The sequence below is a fragment of the Halomonas sp. CnH100-B genome (genome assembly GCF_024124605.1).
Classification (GTDB): Bacteria; Pseudomonadota; Gammaproteobacteria; order Pseudomonadales; family Halomonadaceae; genus Vreelandella.
The window spans coordinates 359,883-374,623 of sequence record NZ_JAMXRX010000002.1 but is presented as its reverse complement, the minus strand read 5'-3'; the positions used below and the strand labels follow the sequence as shown (position 1 = coordinate 374,623).

Annotated in this window: 10 protein-coding genes and 2 tRNA genes; 2 read left to right on the top strand and 10 right to left on the bottom strand. The window is 56.7% G+C overall.

Going from position 1 to position 14,741, the window contains the following annotated elements:
• Positions 1-40: 40 nt before the first annotated feature.
• The 7 genes from lpdA to sdhC all read right to left on the bottom strand — a co-directional run bounded on the left by lpdA (position 41) and on the right by sdhC (position 9,594).
• Positions 41-1,480, bottom strand: coding sequence for a dihydrolipoyl dehydrogenase (gene lpdA, locus NH398_RS05285; protein WP_253017045.1), 1,440 nt, complete (start codon positions 1,478-1,480; stop codon positions 41-43).
• Between the two features lie 112 nt (positions 1,481-1,592).
• A complete protein-coding gene (gene odhB, locus NH398_RS05280; RefSeq protein ID WP_253017044.1) occupies positions 1,593-3,152 on the bottom strand; it encodes a 2-oxoglutarate dehydrogenase complex dihydrolipoyllysine-residue succinyltransferase in 1,560 nt (519 codons plus the stop codon).
• Positions 3,153-3,190: 38 nt separating this feature from the next.
• Positions 3,191-6,025 carry a 2-oxoglutarate dehydrogenase E1 component gene (locus NH398_RS05275; protein WP_253017043.1) on the bottom strand — a complete coding sequence of 945 codons (2,835 nt, stop codon included), beginning with the start codon at positions 6,023-6,025 and terminating at the stop codon, positions 3,191-3,193.
• A 333-nt stretch (positions 6,026-6,358) separates the two neighbouring features.
• A complete protein-coding gene (locus NH398_RS05270) occupies positions 6,359-7,069 on the bottom strand; it encodes a succinate dehydrogenase iron-sulfur subunit (RefSeq protein WP_016914530.1) in 711 nt (236 codons plus the stop codon).
• A 27-nt stretch (positions 7,070-7,096) separates the two neighbouring features.
• On the bottom strand, positions 7,097-8,872 hold the full coding sequence (gene sdhA, locus NH398_RS05265; protein WP_159341540.1) for a succinate dehydrogenase flavoprotein subunit: 1,776 nt from the start codon (positions 8,870-8,872) through the stop codon (positions 7,097-7,099).
• Between the two features lie 3 nt (positions 8,873-8,875).
• On the bottom strand, positions 8,876-9,223 hold the full coding sequence (gene sdhD / locus NH398_RS05260) for a succinate dehydrogenase, hydrophobic membrane anchor protein (RefSeq protein WP_139525437.1): 348 nt from the start codon (positions 9,221-9,223) through the stop codon (positions 8,876-8,878).
• Positions 9,217-9,594: a succinate dehydrogenase, cytochrome b556 subunit gene (gene sdhC, locus NH398_RS05255; protein WP_217352983.1), complete on the bottom strand. Its 378-nt coding sequence runs from the start codon at positions 9,592-9,594 to the stop codon at positions 9,217-9,219. The genes sdhD and sdhC overlap by 7 nt, the downstream gene beginning before the upstream one ends.
• A 488-nt stretch (positions 9,595-10,082) precedes the next feature.
• On the opposite strand from sdhC, the gene gltA reads away from it, so the two are divergent.
• Positions 10,083-11,369: a citrate synthase gene (gene gltA / locus NH398_RS05250; RefSeq protein ID WP_139525436.1), complete on the top strand. Its 1,287-nt coding sequence runs from the start codon at positions 10,083-10,085 to the stop codon at positions 11,367-11,369.
• Positions 11,370-11,468: 99 nt separating this feature from the next.
• Positions 11,469-12,350, top strand: a complete 882-nt coding sequence (locus NH398_RS05245) for an NAD(P)-dependent oxidoreductase (RefSeq protein WP_253017042.1) — start codon at positions 11,469-11,471, stop codon at positions 12,348-12,350.
• A gap of 375 nt (positions 12,351-12,725) precedes the next feature.
• On the opposite strand, the gene NH398_RS05240 is transcribed toward NH398_RS05245, so the two are convergent.
• The 3 genes from NH398_RS05240 to gltX form a co-directional block, all read right to left on the bottom strand.
• Positions 12,726-12,801, bottom strand: a tRNA-Glu gene (locus NH398_RS05240).
• 51 nt (positions 12,802-12,852) lie between these two features.
• Positions 12,853-12,928 (bottom strand) — tRNA-Ala (locus tag NH398_RS05235).
• A gap of 129 nt (positions 12,929-13,057) precedes the next feature.
• Positions 13,058-14,536, bottom strand: coding sequence for a glutamate--tRNA ligase (gene gltX / locus NH398_RS05230; RefSeq protein WP_159341538.1), 1,479 nt, complete (start codon positions 14,534-14,536; stop codon positions 13,058-13,060).
• Positions 14,537-14,741: the final 205 nt, after the last annotated feature.

Sequence of the window (14,741 nt, the reverse complement as noted above, 5' to 3'; positions counted from 1 at the left end):
TGCGCCACCTGACGGTGGCGCTTGGTTGTTGCTTAGCGAATTACTTACGCTTCTTACGGTTTGCCATATGAATCGCATGGCCTTCTACCGCAAGTGCCGCTTCGTGCACGGCTTCCGACATGGTCGGGTGCGCGTAGCAGGTCAGCGCGAGGTCTTCAGCGCTAGAGCCGAATTCCATCGCGATCACGCCCTGGGCGATCATTTCACCCGCGTGCTGACCCACGATGTGCATGCCGAGGATACGATCCGTTTCCGCATCGGCAATGATCTTGGCGCTGCCTTCGGTGGCGTTGTTCGCCATGGCACGACCGCTGGCCGCGAACGGGAAGCTGCCAGTTTTGACTTCGATGCCCTTCGCTTTGGCATCTTGCTCGGTCATACCCACCCACGCCACTTCCGGGAAGGTGTAGATTACGTTCGGGATGGTGTCGTAGTTCATCTCGGCTTTGTGGCCAGCGATGATGTCCGCCACCATGATGCCCTCTTCAGACGCTTTATGCGCCAGCATCGGACCGCGTACACAGTCACCGATGGCGTAAACGCCCGGCACGTTGGTGCGGCACTGGTCGTCGACGAAGATAAAGCCACGCTCGTCCAGCTCGACGCTTACACCGTCAGCGATCACGCCTTTGGTGTAGGGGCGACGGCCAACGCAAACGATAAGCTTGTCGAAGGTCATTTCCTGTTCGCCGTTGGCATCGGTGTATTTGACGACGACTTCGTCGCCTTTCGCTTCCGAACCGGTCACACGGGCGCCCAGTTTGATGTCCAGACCTTGCTTCTTGAGCAGTTTCTGGGTCTCTTTGGCAATTGCGGTGTCGACCATCGGCAGGAAGGAGTCCATCGCTTCCAGAACGGTCACTTCAGAACCTAAACGGTTCCAAACGCTGCCCAGCTCAAGGCCGATAACACCAGCACCGATAACGCCAAGACGCTTCGGCGTTTCCTGGAATTCCAGTGCGCCGGTAGAATCGACAATCAGGCCTTCGGTCAGCGGGGTCGGCGGAATTTCCACCGGTACGGAACCTGCTGCGATGACGATGTTGTCGGCGTCGTAAGTGGTGGTGTTGCCGTCGAGGTCGGTCACCTCAACCTGCTTGCCAGAAACCACTTTACCGGTCCCTTCGATGGCGGTAACGCCGTTAGCCTTGAACAGGCCAGAGATGCCGCCGGTCAAGTTCTTAACGATCTTGTCCTTGCGCGCCATCATCTTCTTGACGTCCATGGTGACGTCACCGGCTTCAATACCCATGTCGTCGAAATCGTGCTTGGCTTCGACGAACTTGTGCGACGCTTCAAGCAACGCTTTGGACGGGATACAGCCTACGTTCAAGCAGGTGCCGCCGTGTACGACCTTACCTTCTTTACCGATCCATTTTTCAACACAGGCGGTTTTCAGACCCAGCTGCGCAGCGCGAATAGCCGCTACGTAGCCACCAGGGCCTGCACCGATAACGATCACGTCAAACTTGTCAGCCATGTTGGCTCCTTTAGCTTGGTAGCCTCCTCCCGGTGGGATGACAGCGGGAAGGAGGCTGAGTGCGATTAACTAAGCGTGCTCATGAATAGCGAAGGCGGATCAGCGCGCTTCGTTATACGTCCAGCAGCAGACGAGCCGGGTCTTCCAACAGCTCTTTAATCGTAACCAGGAATTGTACCGCGTCTTTGCCGTCGATCATGCGGTGGTCGTAAGAGAGTGCCAGATACATCATCGGGCGAATCTCGACCTTGCCATTGACCGCCATCGGACGCTCCTGGATCTTGTGCATGCCCAGGATCGCAGTTTGCGGCGGGTTGATGATCGGCGTCGACATCAGCGAGCCAAAGATACCGCCATTGGTAATGGTGAAGGTGCCGCCCTGCATTTCGTCGATGCCCAGCTTACCGTCACGCGCCCGCTTACCAAAGTCGACGATCGTCTTCTCGACGTCGGCGATTTTCATGCTGTCGGTATCACGCAAAACCGGTACCACGAGGCCGCGATCCGTCGATACGGCCACACCGATATCTTGGTAGCCGTGGTAAACGATATCGGTACCGTCGATGGAAGCGTTGACATCCGGGAAGCGCTTGAGAGCTTCGGATGCGGCTTTCACGAAGAAGCCCATGAAGCCGAGCTTGGTGTCGTGGGCCTTCAGGAAGGTATCTTTGTACTGGGCACGCAGCGACATTACCGCGCCCATGTCCACTTCGTTGTACGTGGTCAGCATGGCAGCGGTCTGCTGAGCCTGAACCAAACGCTTGGCGATGGTTTGACGCAGACGGCTCATCGGCACGCGCTTCTCGGCACGCTCACCCTCGACCGCTGGCGCAGCAGCGGCTTTGGCAGGCGCAGAGGATTTGGCCGCTTTCTTGGCCGAGCCATCTTTAACGGCTTTCTGAACGTCTTCTTTCAGAATACGGCCGCCTTTGCCGGTACCTTCGATCTTGGACACATCCAAATCGTGCTCGGCCACCATTTTTCGTGCCGCCGGTGCGAGAATCTTATCGCCGACTTTCTCGTCAGCGCCTTCGTCATCGCTGCTGGAAGTATCGTTAGAAGCCGGTGCGCTAGCTTCATCGCTACCGCCACCTTCAACGAAGGTCGCCAGAATCGCTTCAGACTCTACTTGGCTGCCCTCTTCGGCCTTGATCTCTTGCAGCGCGCCGTCAGCCGGTGCTACGACTTCCAGCACGACTTTGTCGGTTTCGATGTCGGCGAGTACTTCGTCACGCTTGACCGCTTCGCCGACCTTCTTGTGCCACGTGGCGACGGTGCCTTCCTGGATGGACTCAGGGAAGCTAGGCGCTTTTACATCGTGCTTTTTACCGCCGCCAGCAGGCTTAGACTCTGCTTTTGATTCGGTTTTTTCAGCGCTGCTATCGCTAGAAGCGCTCTCTTTAGAAGAACTATCTTCTTTGCTGCCAGACGCGCTGCCTTCGCCAATTTTGCCCAATACTTGCTCAGACTCGACGGTCTCGCCCTCTTCGGCCATTACGTCGGTCAGGGTACCCGCTTCCGGTGCGACGACTTCGAGCACCACTTTGTCGGTTTCGATTTCAACAATCAGCTCGTCGCGTTCGACGCTGTCACCCGGCTTTTTATGCCACGCGGCCACAGTGCCTTCGGCAACGGATTCCGGAAAGGTTGGCGCTTTGATCTCAGTAGCCATGTCGTTTCCCTTATGTGTTCTCTAAACCCGGTGGGCGCTTATAGATTAAAAGCGTCTTCCACCAGCTGGCGCTGCTGTTCAGTGTGGACGGACATGTAGCCCGCTGCCGGAGCAGCCGAGGCAGGACGCCCTGCGAATTTCAACTCACGCCCAAGGCCGTCTTTCAACATATCGGCCACGGTACGCATGTGGTGCTGACTGGAGTACCAGGCGCCTTGGTTCAGCGGCTCTTCCTGACACCACACGATGTCTTCCACATTGGCATACGCCTGGAGCACTTCCAGAAGCTCTTCTTTCGGGAAGGGGTAGAGCTGCTCTAGACGAATGATCGCCGTGTCGTCACGCTCGTTTTCAGCGCGCCAGTTAGCCAAATCGTAGTAGACCTTACCGGCACACATGATGACGCGGGTGACGTTGTCGGCGTCGAGATTCGCTTGATCCGGCAGTACCATGTGGAACTTGCCGTGGGCGAGATCTTCCAGGCTCGACACTGCTTCTTTGTGGCGTAGCAGCGACTTCGGCGACATGACCACCAGCGGCTTGCGCAGCGGACGAATCACCTGGCGGCGCAGCAAATGGAAAATCTGCGCAGGCGTCGTCGGTACGCACACCTGCATGTTGTGCTCGGCGCACAGCTGCAAGAAGCGCTCTAAACGGGCTGAGGAGTGCTCGGGCCCCTGCCCCTCATAGCCATGAGGCAGCAGCATGGTCAAACCACACAGACGGCCCCACTTGGTTTCACCCGAGGAGATGAACTGATCCACCACCACCTGGGCGCCGTTGAAGAAGTCACCGAACTGCGCTTCCCAGATGACCAGGTCATTCGGGGCGGTGGTCGAGTAACCGTATTCGAACGCCAACACGGCCTCTTCCGAAAGGAACGAGTCGTGAATGGTGAAGCGCGGCTGACCATCGGACATGTTTTGCAGCGGCACGTAGGTCGAACCATCTTTTTGGTTGTGCACGACCGCATGGCGGTGGGAGAACGTCCCGCGACCTACGTCCTGGCCGGTGATACGGATCGGATGGCCTTGGTCCAGCAGCGTGGCGTACGCCAGGGTTTCTGCAAAGCCCCAGTTGAGCCCCATGCCGCCCGCCTGCATTTTGCGACGGTCTTCATAGATCTTGGCAACCTGGCGCTGAACGTCGACACCGTCCGGAATGTCGCACATCTTCGCGGCTAGCTGCTGAAGGCGCTTCATATCGAAGGTGGTGTCGGCATCGCCGGTCCACTCGTGGCCAAGGTACGGCGCCCAATCCACGAACAGCGACGTGTTCGGCTCTTGCACCAGGGCGTTGGCCACGTGGTTACCCGCCACGAGATCATCGCGATAGGTTTCCACCATCGCTTTGGCGTCCTCTTCCGAGATAACGCCCTGCTCTACCAAGCGCTGCGCGTAAAGCGTGCGCGAAGAGGGATGATCTTTGATCTTGGCGTACATCATCGGCTGAGTGCCTGACGGCTCATCCGCCTCGTTGTGACCACGGCGGCGGTAGCACACCAGATCGATCACGACGTCTTTCTTGAACTGCTGACGATAATCCAGCGCCACTTGGGTGGCGTGAATCACTGCGTCAGGGTCATCGCCGTTGACATGGAAAATCGGCGCCTGAACCATTTTGGCAATGTCAGTACAGTATTCCGTAGAGCGAGCATCCAAGGGGTTCGAGGTGGTGAAGCCCACTTGGTTATTGATGACGATATGCACCGTGCCGCCCGTTTTGTAGGCACGGGTTTGAGACATCTGGAATGTCTCCATCACCACGCCCTGACCGGCGAAAGCGGCATCACCATGGACGTTGATGGGCAGTACTTTGCTGCCTTCATCGTCGTTACGACGATCCTGGCGGGCGCGTACGGACCCTTCGACCACCGGCGCAACGATCTCCAGGTGCGACGGGTTGAACGACATGGCGAGGTGGACTTCCCCACCCGGTGACATGACGTTCGAGCTAAAGCCCTGGTGATATTTCACATCGCCAGAGCCACGCTCGATGACTTTCTTGCCATCGAACTCGTCGATCAGATCCGCCGGGTTTTTACCCAGGATATTGACCAGCAGGTTCAAGCGGCCACGGTGAGCCATGCCAATGACGACTTCTTTGGTGCCGTAGCCACCGGCGCGCTGAATCAGTTCGTCCATCATTGGCACGAACGACTCACCACCTTCAAGACCGAAGCGTTTGGTGCCTGGGTACTTGGACGCCAGGTAGTTTTCCAAACCTTCCGCTGCGGTCAAGCGCTCCAGTACGTGCTTACGCACATCGTCGCTGAACTTGGGCGCACTGCGGACAGACTCGAAACGACGCTGCAACCAACGCTTCTCTTCGGTATCGACGATGTGCATGATTTCGCAACCGATGGAGCGACAGTAGGTCTGCTCCAGCGCGTCGACGATGTCACGCAGCGGCGCTTTATCAATACCCAGGAAGAACGAACCGGTTTGAAACTCGGTGTCGAGATCAGCTTTAGAGAGCTGGTGGAACGACAGGTCGAGGTCGGGAACGGGGGTGGGATTACGCAGCCCAAGCGGGTCGATATTGGCCTTCTGATGGCCACGGAAGCGATAAGCGTTGATCAGCTGCAGGACTTTGACCTGCTTTTTGTTCTCACCGCTGTCGGGGGCGGCGGCTACCCGGCCCGGGCGGCTTTCACGGCCCAGTTGGTAGAACTGATCACGAATGGGGCTTAGTGGAACATCGTGGGAGGCACTGCCCTCAGGACGCGGCAGCTGGTCAAAATAGCTGCGCCACTCGTCTGAGACAGAATCAGGATCGGCGAGGTACTGCTCGTAAAGCGCTTCCACGTAGTGGACATTGCCACCACTAACGTGAGAGGAACGCCACATCAACTCCATTATGCCTTGTTGCATCTCTCGGTCACCCTGCACTGATGGGGTGGTATCGGCATCGCTGCATGCGCGCAACGACATCGCTATTGCCCTGCCGGCGGGGCGGGACGTTTGCCGGCGGCGCCGACCGAAGGCCGGAAGCCCTTGTTCATACACGTATTTGCGACGCGTTTCTCACTCAGTTCATGCTCAAAAGCCGGTACTTAAAGCACCGGCTTTTAAACTTGACTGGTCACGGTGCGACGCGTCGCCGCACCGTGACAGCCCCTATGATAACAAGCGAAGCGCTACGATTTAAGTAGCTTTATGCTGCAACTTACGTGGTAGACGCTTTTTCTTCATAGGATTAAGTAGTTACGTTGCGTCCGCGAGCAACATTTCACGAATTTTACCAATCGCACGGGTCGGGTTGAGCCCTTTCGGACACACGGCGACGCAGTTCATGATGCCACGGCAGCGGAAGACCGAGAATGGATCTTCCAGGCTGGTCAGGCGCTCACGGGTTGCAGTATCGCGGCTGTCGGCCAGGAAGCGATAGGACTGCAGCAGCCCCGCTGGGCCTACGAACTTGTCCGGATTCCACCAGAACGACGGGCACGACGTGGAGCAGCACGCGCAGAGAATACACTCGTACAGTCCGTCGAGCTTGTCGCGCTCTTCCGGCGACTGCAGGCGCTCAATGGCCGGTGCCGGGGTATCGTTCTGCAGGTACGGCTGAATACGCTCGTACTGCTTATAGAACAGCCCCATATCGACCACCATATCGCGGATGACCGGAAGGCCAGGCAGCGGGCGGAGTGTCAGCTTGTTGTTTTTCACAACGTCTGACAGCGGCGTGATGCACGCCAAGCCATTTTTGCCGTTCATGTTCATGCCATCGGAACCGCACACGCCTTCACGGCAGCTACGGCGATAGGCCAGACCGCTGTCTTGCTCTTTCATCAAGTGCAGAACATCCAGCACCATCAGATCGCGGCCTTTGGTATCGACCTGAAACTCCTGCATATAAGGTGCGGAGTCGGTTTCCGGATTGTAGCGGTATACGGATACCTGAAGATTGGACATGGTGACTCCCTCTCGTCGGTGCGGAGATTAGTAGGTACGAACCTTGGGCTCGAACGTATCGACGGTTTTCGGCTTGAAGTTGACGTCGCGCTTCTTCAGCTCTTTGCTGGCCGGGAAGTAGAGCGAGTGTTTCAGCCAGTTGACATCATCACGGTCAGGGTAGTCGTAGCGCGAGTGGGCACCACGGCTCTCTTTACGCTCGAGGGCAGCAATCGCCGTTGCTTCTGCCACTTCCATCAGGTTGTCCAGCTCCAGCGCTTCGACACGAGCCGTGTTGAACGCGTTGGATTTGTCCGGCAGGTGCGCATTGGCAATGCGGCCACGCAGGTCCGCCAGCTTTTTGACACCTTCTTGCATGTTTTTCTCTTCACGGAATACACCGAAAGAGTTCTGCATGATGTCTTGCAGCTCGGCTTTCAGCGCCGGAATGCTTTCGCCACCCTCTTCGGATTCGTTCCAGCGCGTGATGCGCTTCATGGCGAACTCGATGTCCGACTCGGAAGCGTCGAGGTATTCGATACCTTCGTTCAGCGCGCCTTCGATGAACATACCCGCCGCACGGCCGAACACCACCAGGTCGAGCAGTGAGTTACCGCCTAGGCGGTTAGCACCGTGAACAGATACACACGCCGCTTCACCACAAGCGAACAGGCCGTTGACGATACGATCGTTGCCGTCGTCGTCTTGGGTGATGGCCTGGCCATGGATGTTGGTCGGAATACCGCCCATCATATAGTGGCAGGTCGGCACGACCGGAATCGGATCTTTCGCCGGATCGACGTGAGCGAAGGTTTTAGACAGCTCTACGATACCCGGCAGACGCTTGCCAAGAACTTCTTCACCAAGGTGATCGAGTTTCAAGAAGACGTGGTCGCCCTTCTCGCCACAACCGCGGCCTTCGAGGATTTCCATGACCATGGAGCGTGCCACGACGTCACGACCTGCCAGGTCTTTGGCGTTGGGCGCATAGCGCTCCATGAAACGCTCCCCGTCTTTATTGATCAGGTAGCCGCCTTCACCACGGCAACCTTCGGTCACCAGGGTACCCGCACCGTAAATACCGGTCGGGTGGAACTGCCACATTTCCATGTCCTGCATCGGGAAGCCAGCGCGCAGCGCCATACCAATGCCGTCACCGGTATTGATCAGAGCGTTGGTGGTAGAGGCGTAAATACGGCCCGCACCGCCAGTGGCCAGAACCGTGGCTTTCGATTTGACGTGCACCACTTCACCGGTTTCGATGCACATGGCGATACAGCCTACTACATCACCACTGGCGTTCTTGACCAGGTCCACCGCGTACCACTCGTTCAAGAAGGTGGTGTTGTTCTTGAGGTTGTTCTGGTACAGAGTATGCAGCAGCGCATGGCCGGTACGGTCGGCTGCCGCACAGGTGCGAGCCGCCTGGCCGCCTTCGCCAAAGTTTTTCGACTGACCGCCAAACGGGCGCTGGTAGATACGGCCGTTATCGAACCGCGAGAACGGTAGGCCCATGTGCTCCAGTTCGAAGACCGCTTTGGGGCCTTCGGAACACATGTATTCTGCGGCGTCTTGGTCAGCAATGTAGTCGCCGCCTTTGACCGTGTCGTACATGTGCCAGCGCCAGTCGTCGTTCGGGTCGGCAGACGCGATGGCACAAGTGATGCCGCCTTGAGCGGAAACCGTGTGAGAGCGTGTCGGGAACACTTTGGACAGAACGGCTGTCTTCTTACCGGATTTCGCCAGTTCAAGCGCAGCACGCAGGCCAGAGCCACCGCCACCGATGATAATGGCGTCGAATGTCAGGCTACGAAGGTTAGACATGTATCAAGCTCCCCACAGAATTTGAATGCCCCACACCAGATACACGAAGATGGCCAGAATGATCAGCGTCTGGGCACCCACGCGCAGGCGAGTGGACTTGAGGTAATCGGTGGTGACTGTCCACAAACCGATCCAGGCGTGCGCGGCGATCGAGATAAACGCCAGCAGCGAGAAAATGCGCATCCAGGTTTGCTCGAACAGACCGCTCCAGGTGTAGTAATCCAGATTCGGATTGAGCAGCAGGTAGGCGACCACGAAAACGGTGTAAAGGGCCAGAACGACCGCAGAAACACGCTGCATTAGCCAGTCAGACAGCCCGCTGCGCCCAAAACTTGTGATGTTGGTTACCATACCCAAACTCCTGCCAGAATGATCAGAACTGCGCTTACTACGACGGTCGCCTGCGCTTTTTTCACGCCACCTTCTAATGTCACGCCAATGTTGGCATCCATCAGCAGGTGCTTGATGCCCGCGACGAAGTGGAACGCCAAGGCAGACAGCAGCCCCCACGCAACGAACTTGGCGAAGAAATTGTTAGCCAAGGCGCTGCTGACAGCGTCGAAGCCAGCCGGAGATGACAGGGATTTACCCAACGCCCAAAAAGCGAAGATCAGGCCAACGAACAGGATGACACCCGTGATACGGTGTGTAATCGACGTTAGCGCCGGTAGTGGGAAATGTATCGTGGTTAGGTCTAGGTTTACGGGTCGTTTGCTATTCACGGCGTTATACACACTCTCTTGGCCCGCTCTGCGACAGGTCGGGCATAGCCCGAGCGGGCAGTGGTTGCTGGAAGGGGCTCGGCCGTTGCCAAGTCGGGCACGACCACCTACCTGCCGGTCGCGCGCCGTGGATTATAAGAACCTTAGCCCCTGCTGACAAACCGATCTCAGGCTTAACTCGACCATGGTGCAAGAAAAATGCCGCCTACCCGAGTCGATTTTGCGATGCAGCATGGTTATAGTGACAGCAGATTGATGGTTTGATAAGCCTGTTAACGTATCGTCAATCCTCTGGCACTTCGCTACTATGAACCCTCTATTCATCATATACAATAATTGTTCAAAACAACAATGTCTGTACAAGCGTTACTAGCGCTTAGGCTAATTGACAAAATGTCGCACACTTCTATAGTGGGCAAGCCTTTTCGCCGGCGCGGTATGCGAAACAACGACTTTACGTCCCAAACCGAATTCGAAAGGAGGCCAGCATGGCTGACAGGAAAGCGACATTGACGGTAGACGGTCTTGATAAAACGATCGAGCTGCCCATGTATTCCGGCACACTTGGCCCCGACGTCATCGACGTGCGCGGCCTAGGTGCTGAAGGCCTGTTTACCTACGACCCCGGCTTTATGGCCACCTCTTCCTGCCAGTCCGCAATCACCTATATTGATGGCGGCAAGGGCGTACTGCTGCACCGCGGTTACCCCATTGATCAACTGGCGAAAGAGTCGAACTTTGTAGAAGTTTGTTACACCCTGCTGTTTGGCGAACTCCCCAACGACGAGCAGTACGCTGATTTCGAATCGCGCATTCGCAATCACACCATGGTGCATGACCAGATCAACAACTTCTTCAAAGGGTTCCGCCGCGACGCGCACCCGATGTCGATTCTGTGTGGTGTCGTAGGCGGCCTAGCAGCCTTCTACCATGACCACATGGACATCACTCAAGAGGAAGACCGGGTCATCAGCGCTATCCGCCTGATCGCCAAGATGCCGACCCTGGCGGCCATGTCGCACAAGTACAACGTGGGTCAGCCGTTCAACTACCCGCGTAACGATCTGAGCTATGCAGAGAACTTCCTCTACATGATGTTCAGCAATCCGTGCGAAGAGTACAAAATCAACCCGGTCTACGCGAAAGCCATGGACCGCATCTTCATGCTGCATGCGGACCACGAACAAAACGCTTCGACTTCGACCGTTCGTTTGGCGGGCTCCACCGGCGCTAACCCGTTTGCCTGCATCAGCGCGGGTATCGCCGCCCTGTGGGGTCCGGCCCACGGCGGCGCGAACGAGGCCGTGCTGAACATGCTCGACGAGATCGGCGACGACTCAGAAGAGAACATTCAGCGCTTCGTCGACAAAGCGAAAGACAAGAACGACCCGTTCAAGCTGATGGGCTTTGGTCACCGCGTGTATCGCAACTTCGATCCGCGTGCCAAAGTGATGAAAGAGACCTGTGATGAAGTGCTGGCCGAACTCGGCATGGCCGACGACCCGCAGCTCAAAATCGCCAAGCGTCTGGAGCAGATCGCGCTCGAAGATGAGTACTTCATCGAACGTAAACTGTACCCGAACGTCGATTTCTACTCGGGCATCATCCTGAAAGCCATGGGCATTCCGACCAACATGTTTACCGTAATCTTTGCGGTGTCGCGCACCATTGGCTGGATCTCTCACTGGCATGAAATGCTCAGTGAAAGCTACAAAATCGGCCGCCCGCGCCAGCTGTACGTCGGTCACGAAAAACGTGACTATCCTAGCAAGTGATTTGGCGGCTAACGCGCTAATGCACGCATAGGATGACAAAGGCCACCCAAGGGTGGCCTTTTGTTTGCTCGTACCTTCTACCAACAACAAAGGTGTTTTATGCGATTTATCAAAACCGTTGCGTTTATCGGTCTTGGCGTCATGGGCTACCCCATGGCGGGCCACCTCGCCAAGCAAGGTCTCACCACACGGGTTTATAACCGCACCGCCAGCAAGGCGGAGGCATGGGCCAACACATTCGGAGGCACAGCCCACGCGACGCCTGCCGAGGCCGCCAAAGGGGCCGACCTAGTGCTGGTCTGCGTGGGCAACGACGACGACGTGCGCCAAGTGACTACCGGCAGCGACGGCGCCCTGAGCACCATGGACAGCGGAAGCTACCTTGTCGATCACACCACCGCATCGGCAGATTTAGCGCTGGAGCTAGAGGCTGCGTGCCGGGAGCGCGGCGTAGCATTCATCGACGCCCCTGTCTCAGGCGGGCAGCAAGGGGCGGAAAACGGCGCCCTCACCATCATGTGCGGTGGCGAGCAGGCTCACTTCGATGCGGTCGCCCCCCTTCTGAACCACTATGCACGTGCCGTGACGCTCATGGGTCCTGCCAGTAGCGGTCAGCTCACGAAAATGGTGAACCAGATCTGTATCGCTGGACTGGTACAAGGCTTAGCGGAAGGCCTGCACTTTGCCGAACAGGCCGGCCTCGATCAGCACCAGGTGATCGACGTCATCTCCAAAGGCGCCGCTGGCTCTTGGCAAATGGAGAACCGCCACACCACCATGATCGCCAACGAGTACAACCATGGCTTCGCGGTGGACTGGATGCGCAAGGATTTGGGCATTTGCCTAGAGCAGGCGCGACGACTGAACGCCACTCTCCCCGTCACCGCCCTGGTCGACCAATTCTATGCGGACGTACAGCGTATGGACGGTGGCCGTTGGGACACGTCCTCGCTGTTAAAACGGCTGCGCAAGCCAGAATAACGCTTGACTTTCGGGCACTGCCACTCTGGACAGGGTTTTCCACACTATCTGTGGATAACCCTGTTCACAACCACTAGAAAACGTCCCACAATCGCCATGAACAGTGACCCAGCCTTAAATTGGTTATTTTTTAACCTAACATAAGTTACTGATTTAAAAGGGTTTAAGGTAAATCGCTGATTTTTTGCGTCATATTTATGCGGTTGTGCACAACCCGTTTCATCGAGACGCAAAAGTGGACAAGTCAAGCACAATATTGACAAAAAACGCGTGAAATGGACGCAAGTTCTAAACGGCGGGAATGCAAAAAAGGCAAGTGAGAAGACTCATTGCTATTTGCGAATTAGACTGTTTTGAAGAAGCAGATAAACGAGGTGGCGTCCCATAGGGGGTTCGAACCCCTGTTCCCGCCGTGAAAGGGCGGTGTCCTAGACCACTAGACGAATGGGACGTATCTGACCTGAGATATCTTGGACAAAACAACACCAATGGAAATTGATGTTGGTGGAGCCTAGCGGGATCGAACCGCTGACCTCAACACTGCCAGTGTTGCGCTCTCCCAGCTGAGCTAAGGCCCCACATGTCGTGAAGACGGAGCGTATATTACTGATTCGCCTGATCTTCGTCAAGCGTATTTATCGAAGAAAACGCCACGCTTTCTCACTAGGGGTCACGTGGCGCTCCTCGTGTGCAGGGAAGATGGTCAATTACAGGTCGCGATACTCTTTTTCAAAGCGCTTCGCCTGCTTTTTGGACACGCCCCCAAGCACCTCGATGGCGTTGCGCAGCCGAGCACGCGTCACGTCGGAGCCCAGGATGGCCATCGCGTCCATGACCGACGTACTAGACGTGCTTCCTGTGATGGCGATGAACACCGGTGCCAAAAAAGCCTTCATCTTGAGATCGAAGTGCTCCGCCAATGCTTTCACCTCGGCCAATAGCGCCTCTTTATGCCATGCAGGCACGGCTTCAAAGCGCCATACCAGGAACTGCAGGAGCTTGACGAGCTCCTCGTTCTCGAGCTTGACACTCTCGAAGTCATCTTCGCTAAGCGCCGGTAAGCCCGAGAAGAAGTGCCCCGCTAGCGGAACGACCTGGGAAAGCGTCTCTACTCGGGGACGTACTTGCGGCAAAATCTGCTTCACGTACGCATCGTTGAACGCCCATTCACGGAGCGCCTGCAGCAGTGCGTCGTCATCCAAGTCTTCCCGAATATAGACGCCGTTCAGCCACGTCAACTTCTCCAGATCGAACACGGGCCCACCGAGTGAGACACGCTGAATATCGAATTCCGCCATCATCTCGGACAGGCTGAATTTTTCACGCTCATCGGGCATCGACCAACCCATACGGCCCAGGTAATTGGTCACGGCCTGAGGTAAAAAGCCCATGCGGCGATAGTAGTTGATCGACGTGGGGTTTTTACGCTTGGAGAGCTTGGACTTATCCGGATTACGCAGCAACGGCATGTGACACAGCTGCGGCATGTCCCAGCCAAAGTACTCGTATAGCAGTTGGTGCTTCGGCGCTGAGTTGATCCACTCTTCACCGCGCAGCACGTGGGTAATGCCCATCAAGTGGTCATCTACCACGTTAGCCAGGTGATAGGTTGGCATGCCGTCAGACTTCATGAGGATTTGCGCATCGACCTGCGCCCAATCCACCTCGATGGTGCCGCGCAGCATATCATTCACGACGCATACGCCCTCGCTGGGCACGTTCATACGTATCACGTACGGCCAGCCTTCCTGCTCACGGCGCGCCTGCTCGGCGGCCTCTAGGGCCAGATCGGCGGGCTTCAGCGCAAGATGAAGCCCCGCTTCTTTACGCGACTCCCGCAGCTCGTCCAGCTCTTCACTCGTGCGGTAGCACTTGAACGCATGTCCGGCGTCTAGCAGCTGTTGAGCGTGCACTGCGTAAATATCACCCCGCTCGCTTTGACGGTAAGGGCCATGGGGGCCGCCAACATCGGGCCCCTCGTCCCACTCCAACCCCAGCCAGCGCAGGGAATCCAGAATCATCTGCTCGGATTCAGGCGTGGAACGCACCCGGTCGGTATCTTCGATACGCAGAATGAACTGGCCGCCATGCTGACGAGCAAAGCAGAGGTTAAACAGCGCAATATAAGCAGTGCCTACGTGCGGATCTCCTGTGGGAGAAGGCGCGATGCGAGTGCGAACGGTCATCAACGGATCCTTTTGGCAATGAAGCGTGGCGCCATTATACGCACCCTTAGAACAACCAACAGCCTTAGCAAGGGAACGAGTTCGACTTAAAAGCGTCTGATCGGATGCTCAAGGATCGTCGATAGGAAGATGCGCGTTAAAGCACAATCGCTTAGTATGGCGTAGTACCTATGATTCGTGTTCATACATGAGAAAGAGTTGCGCC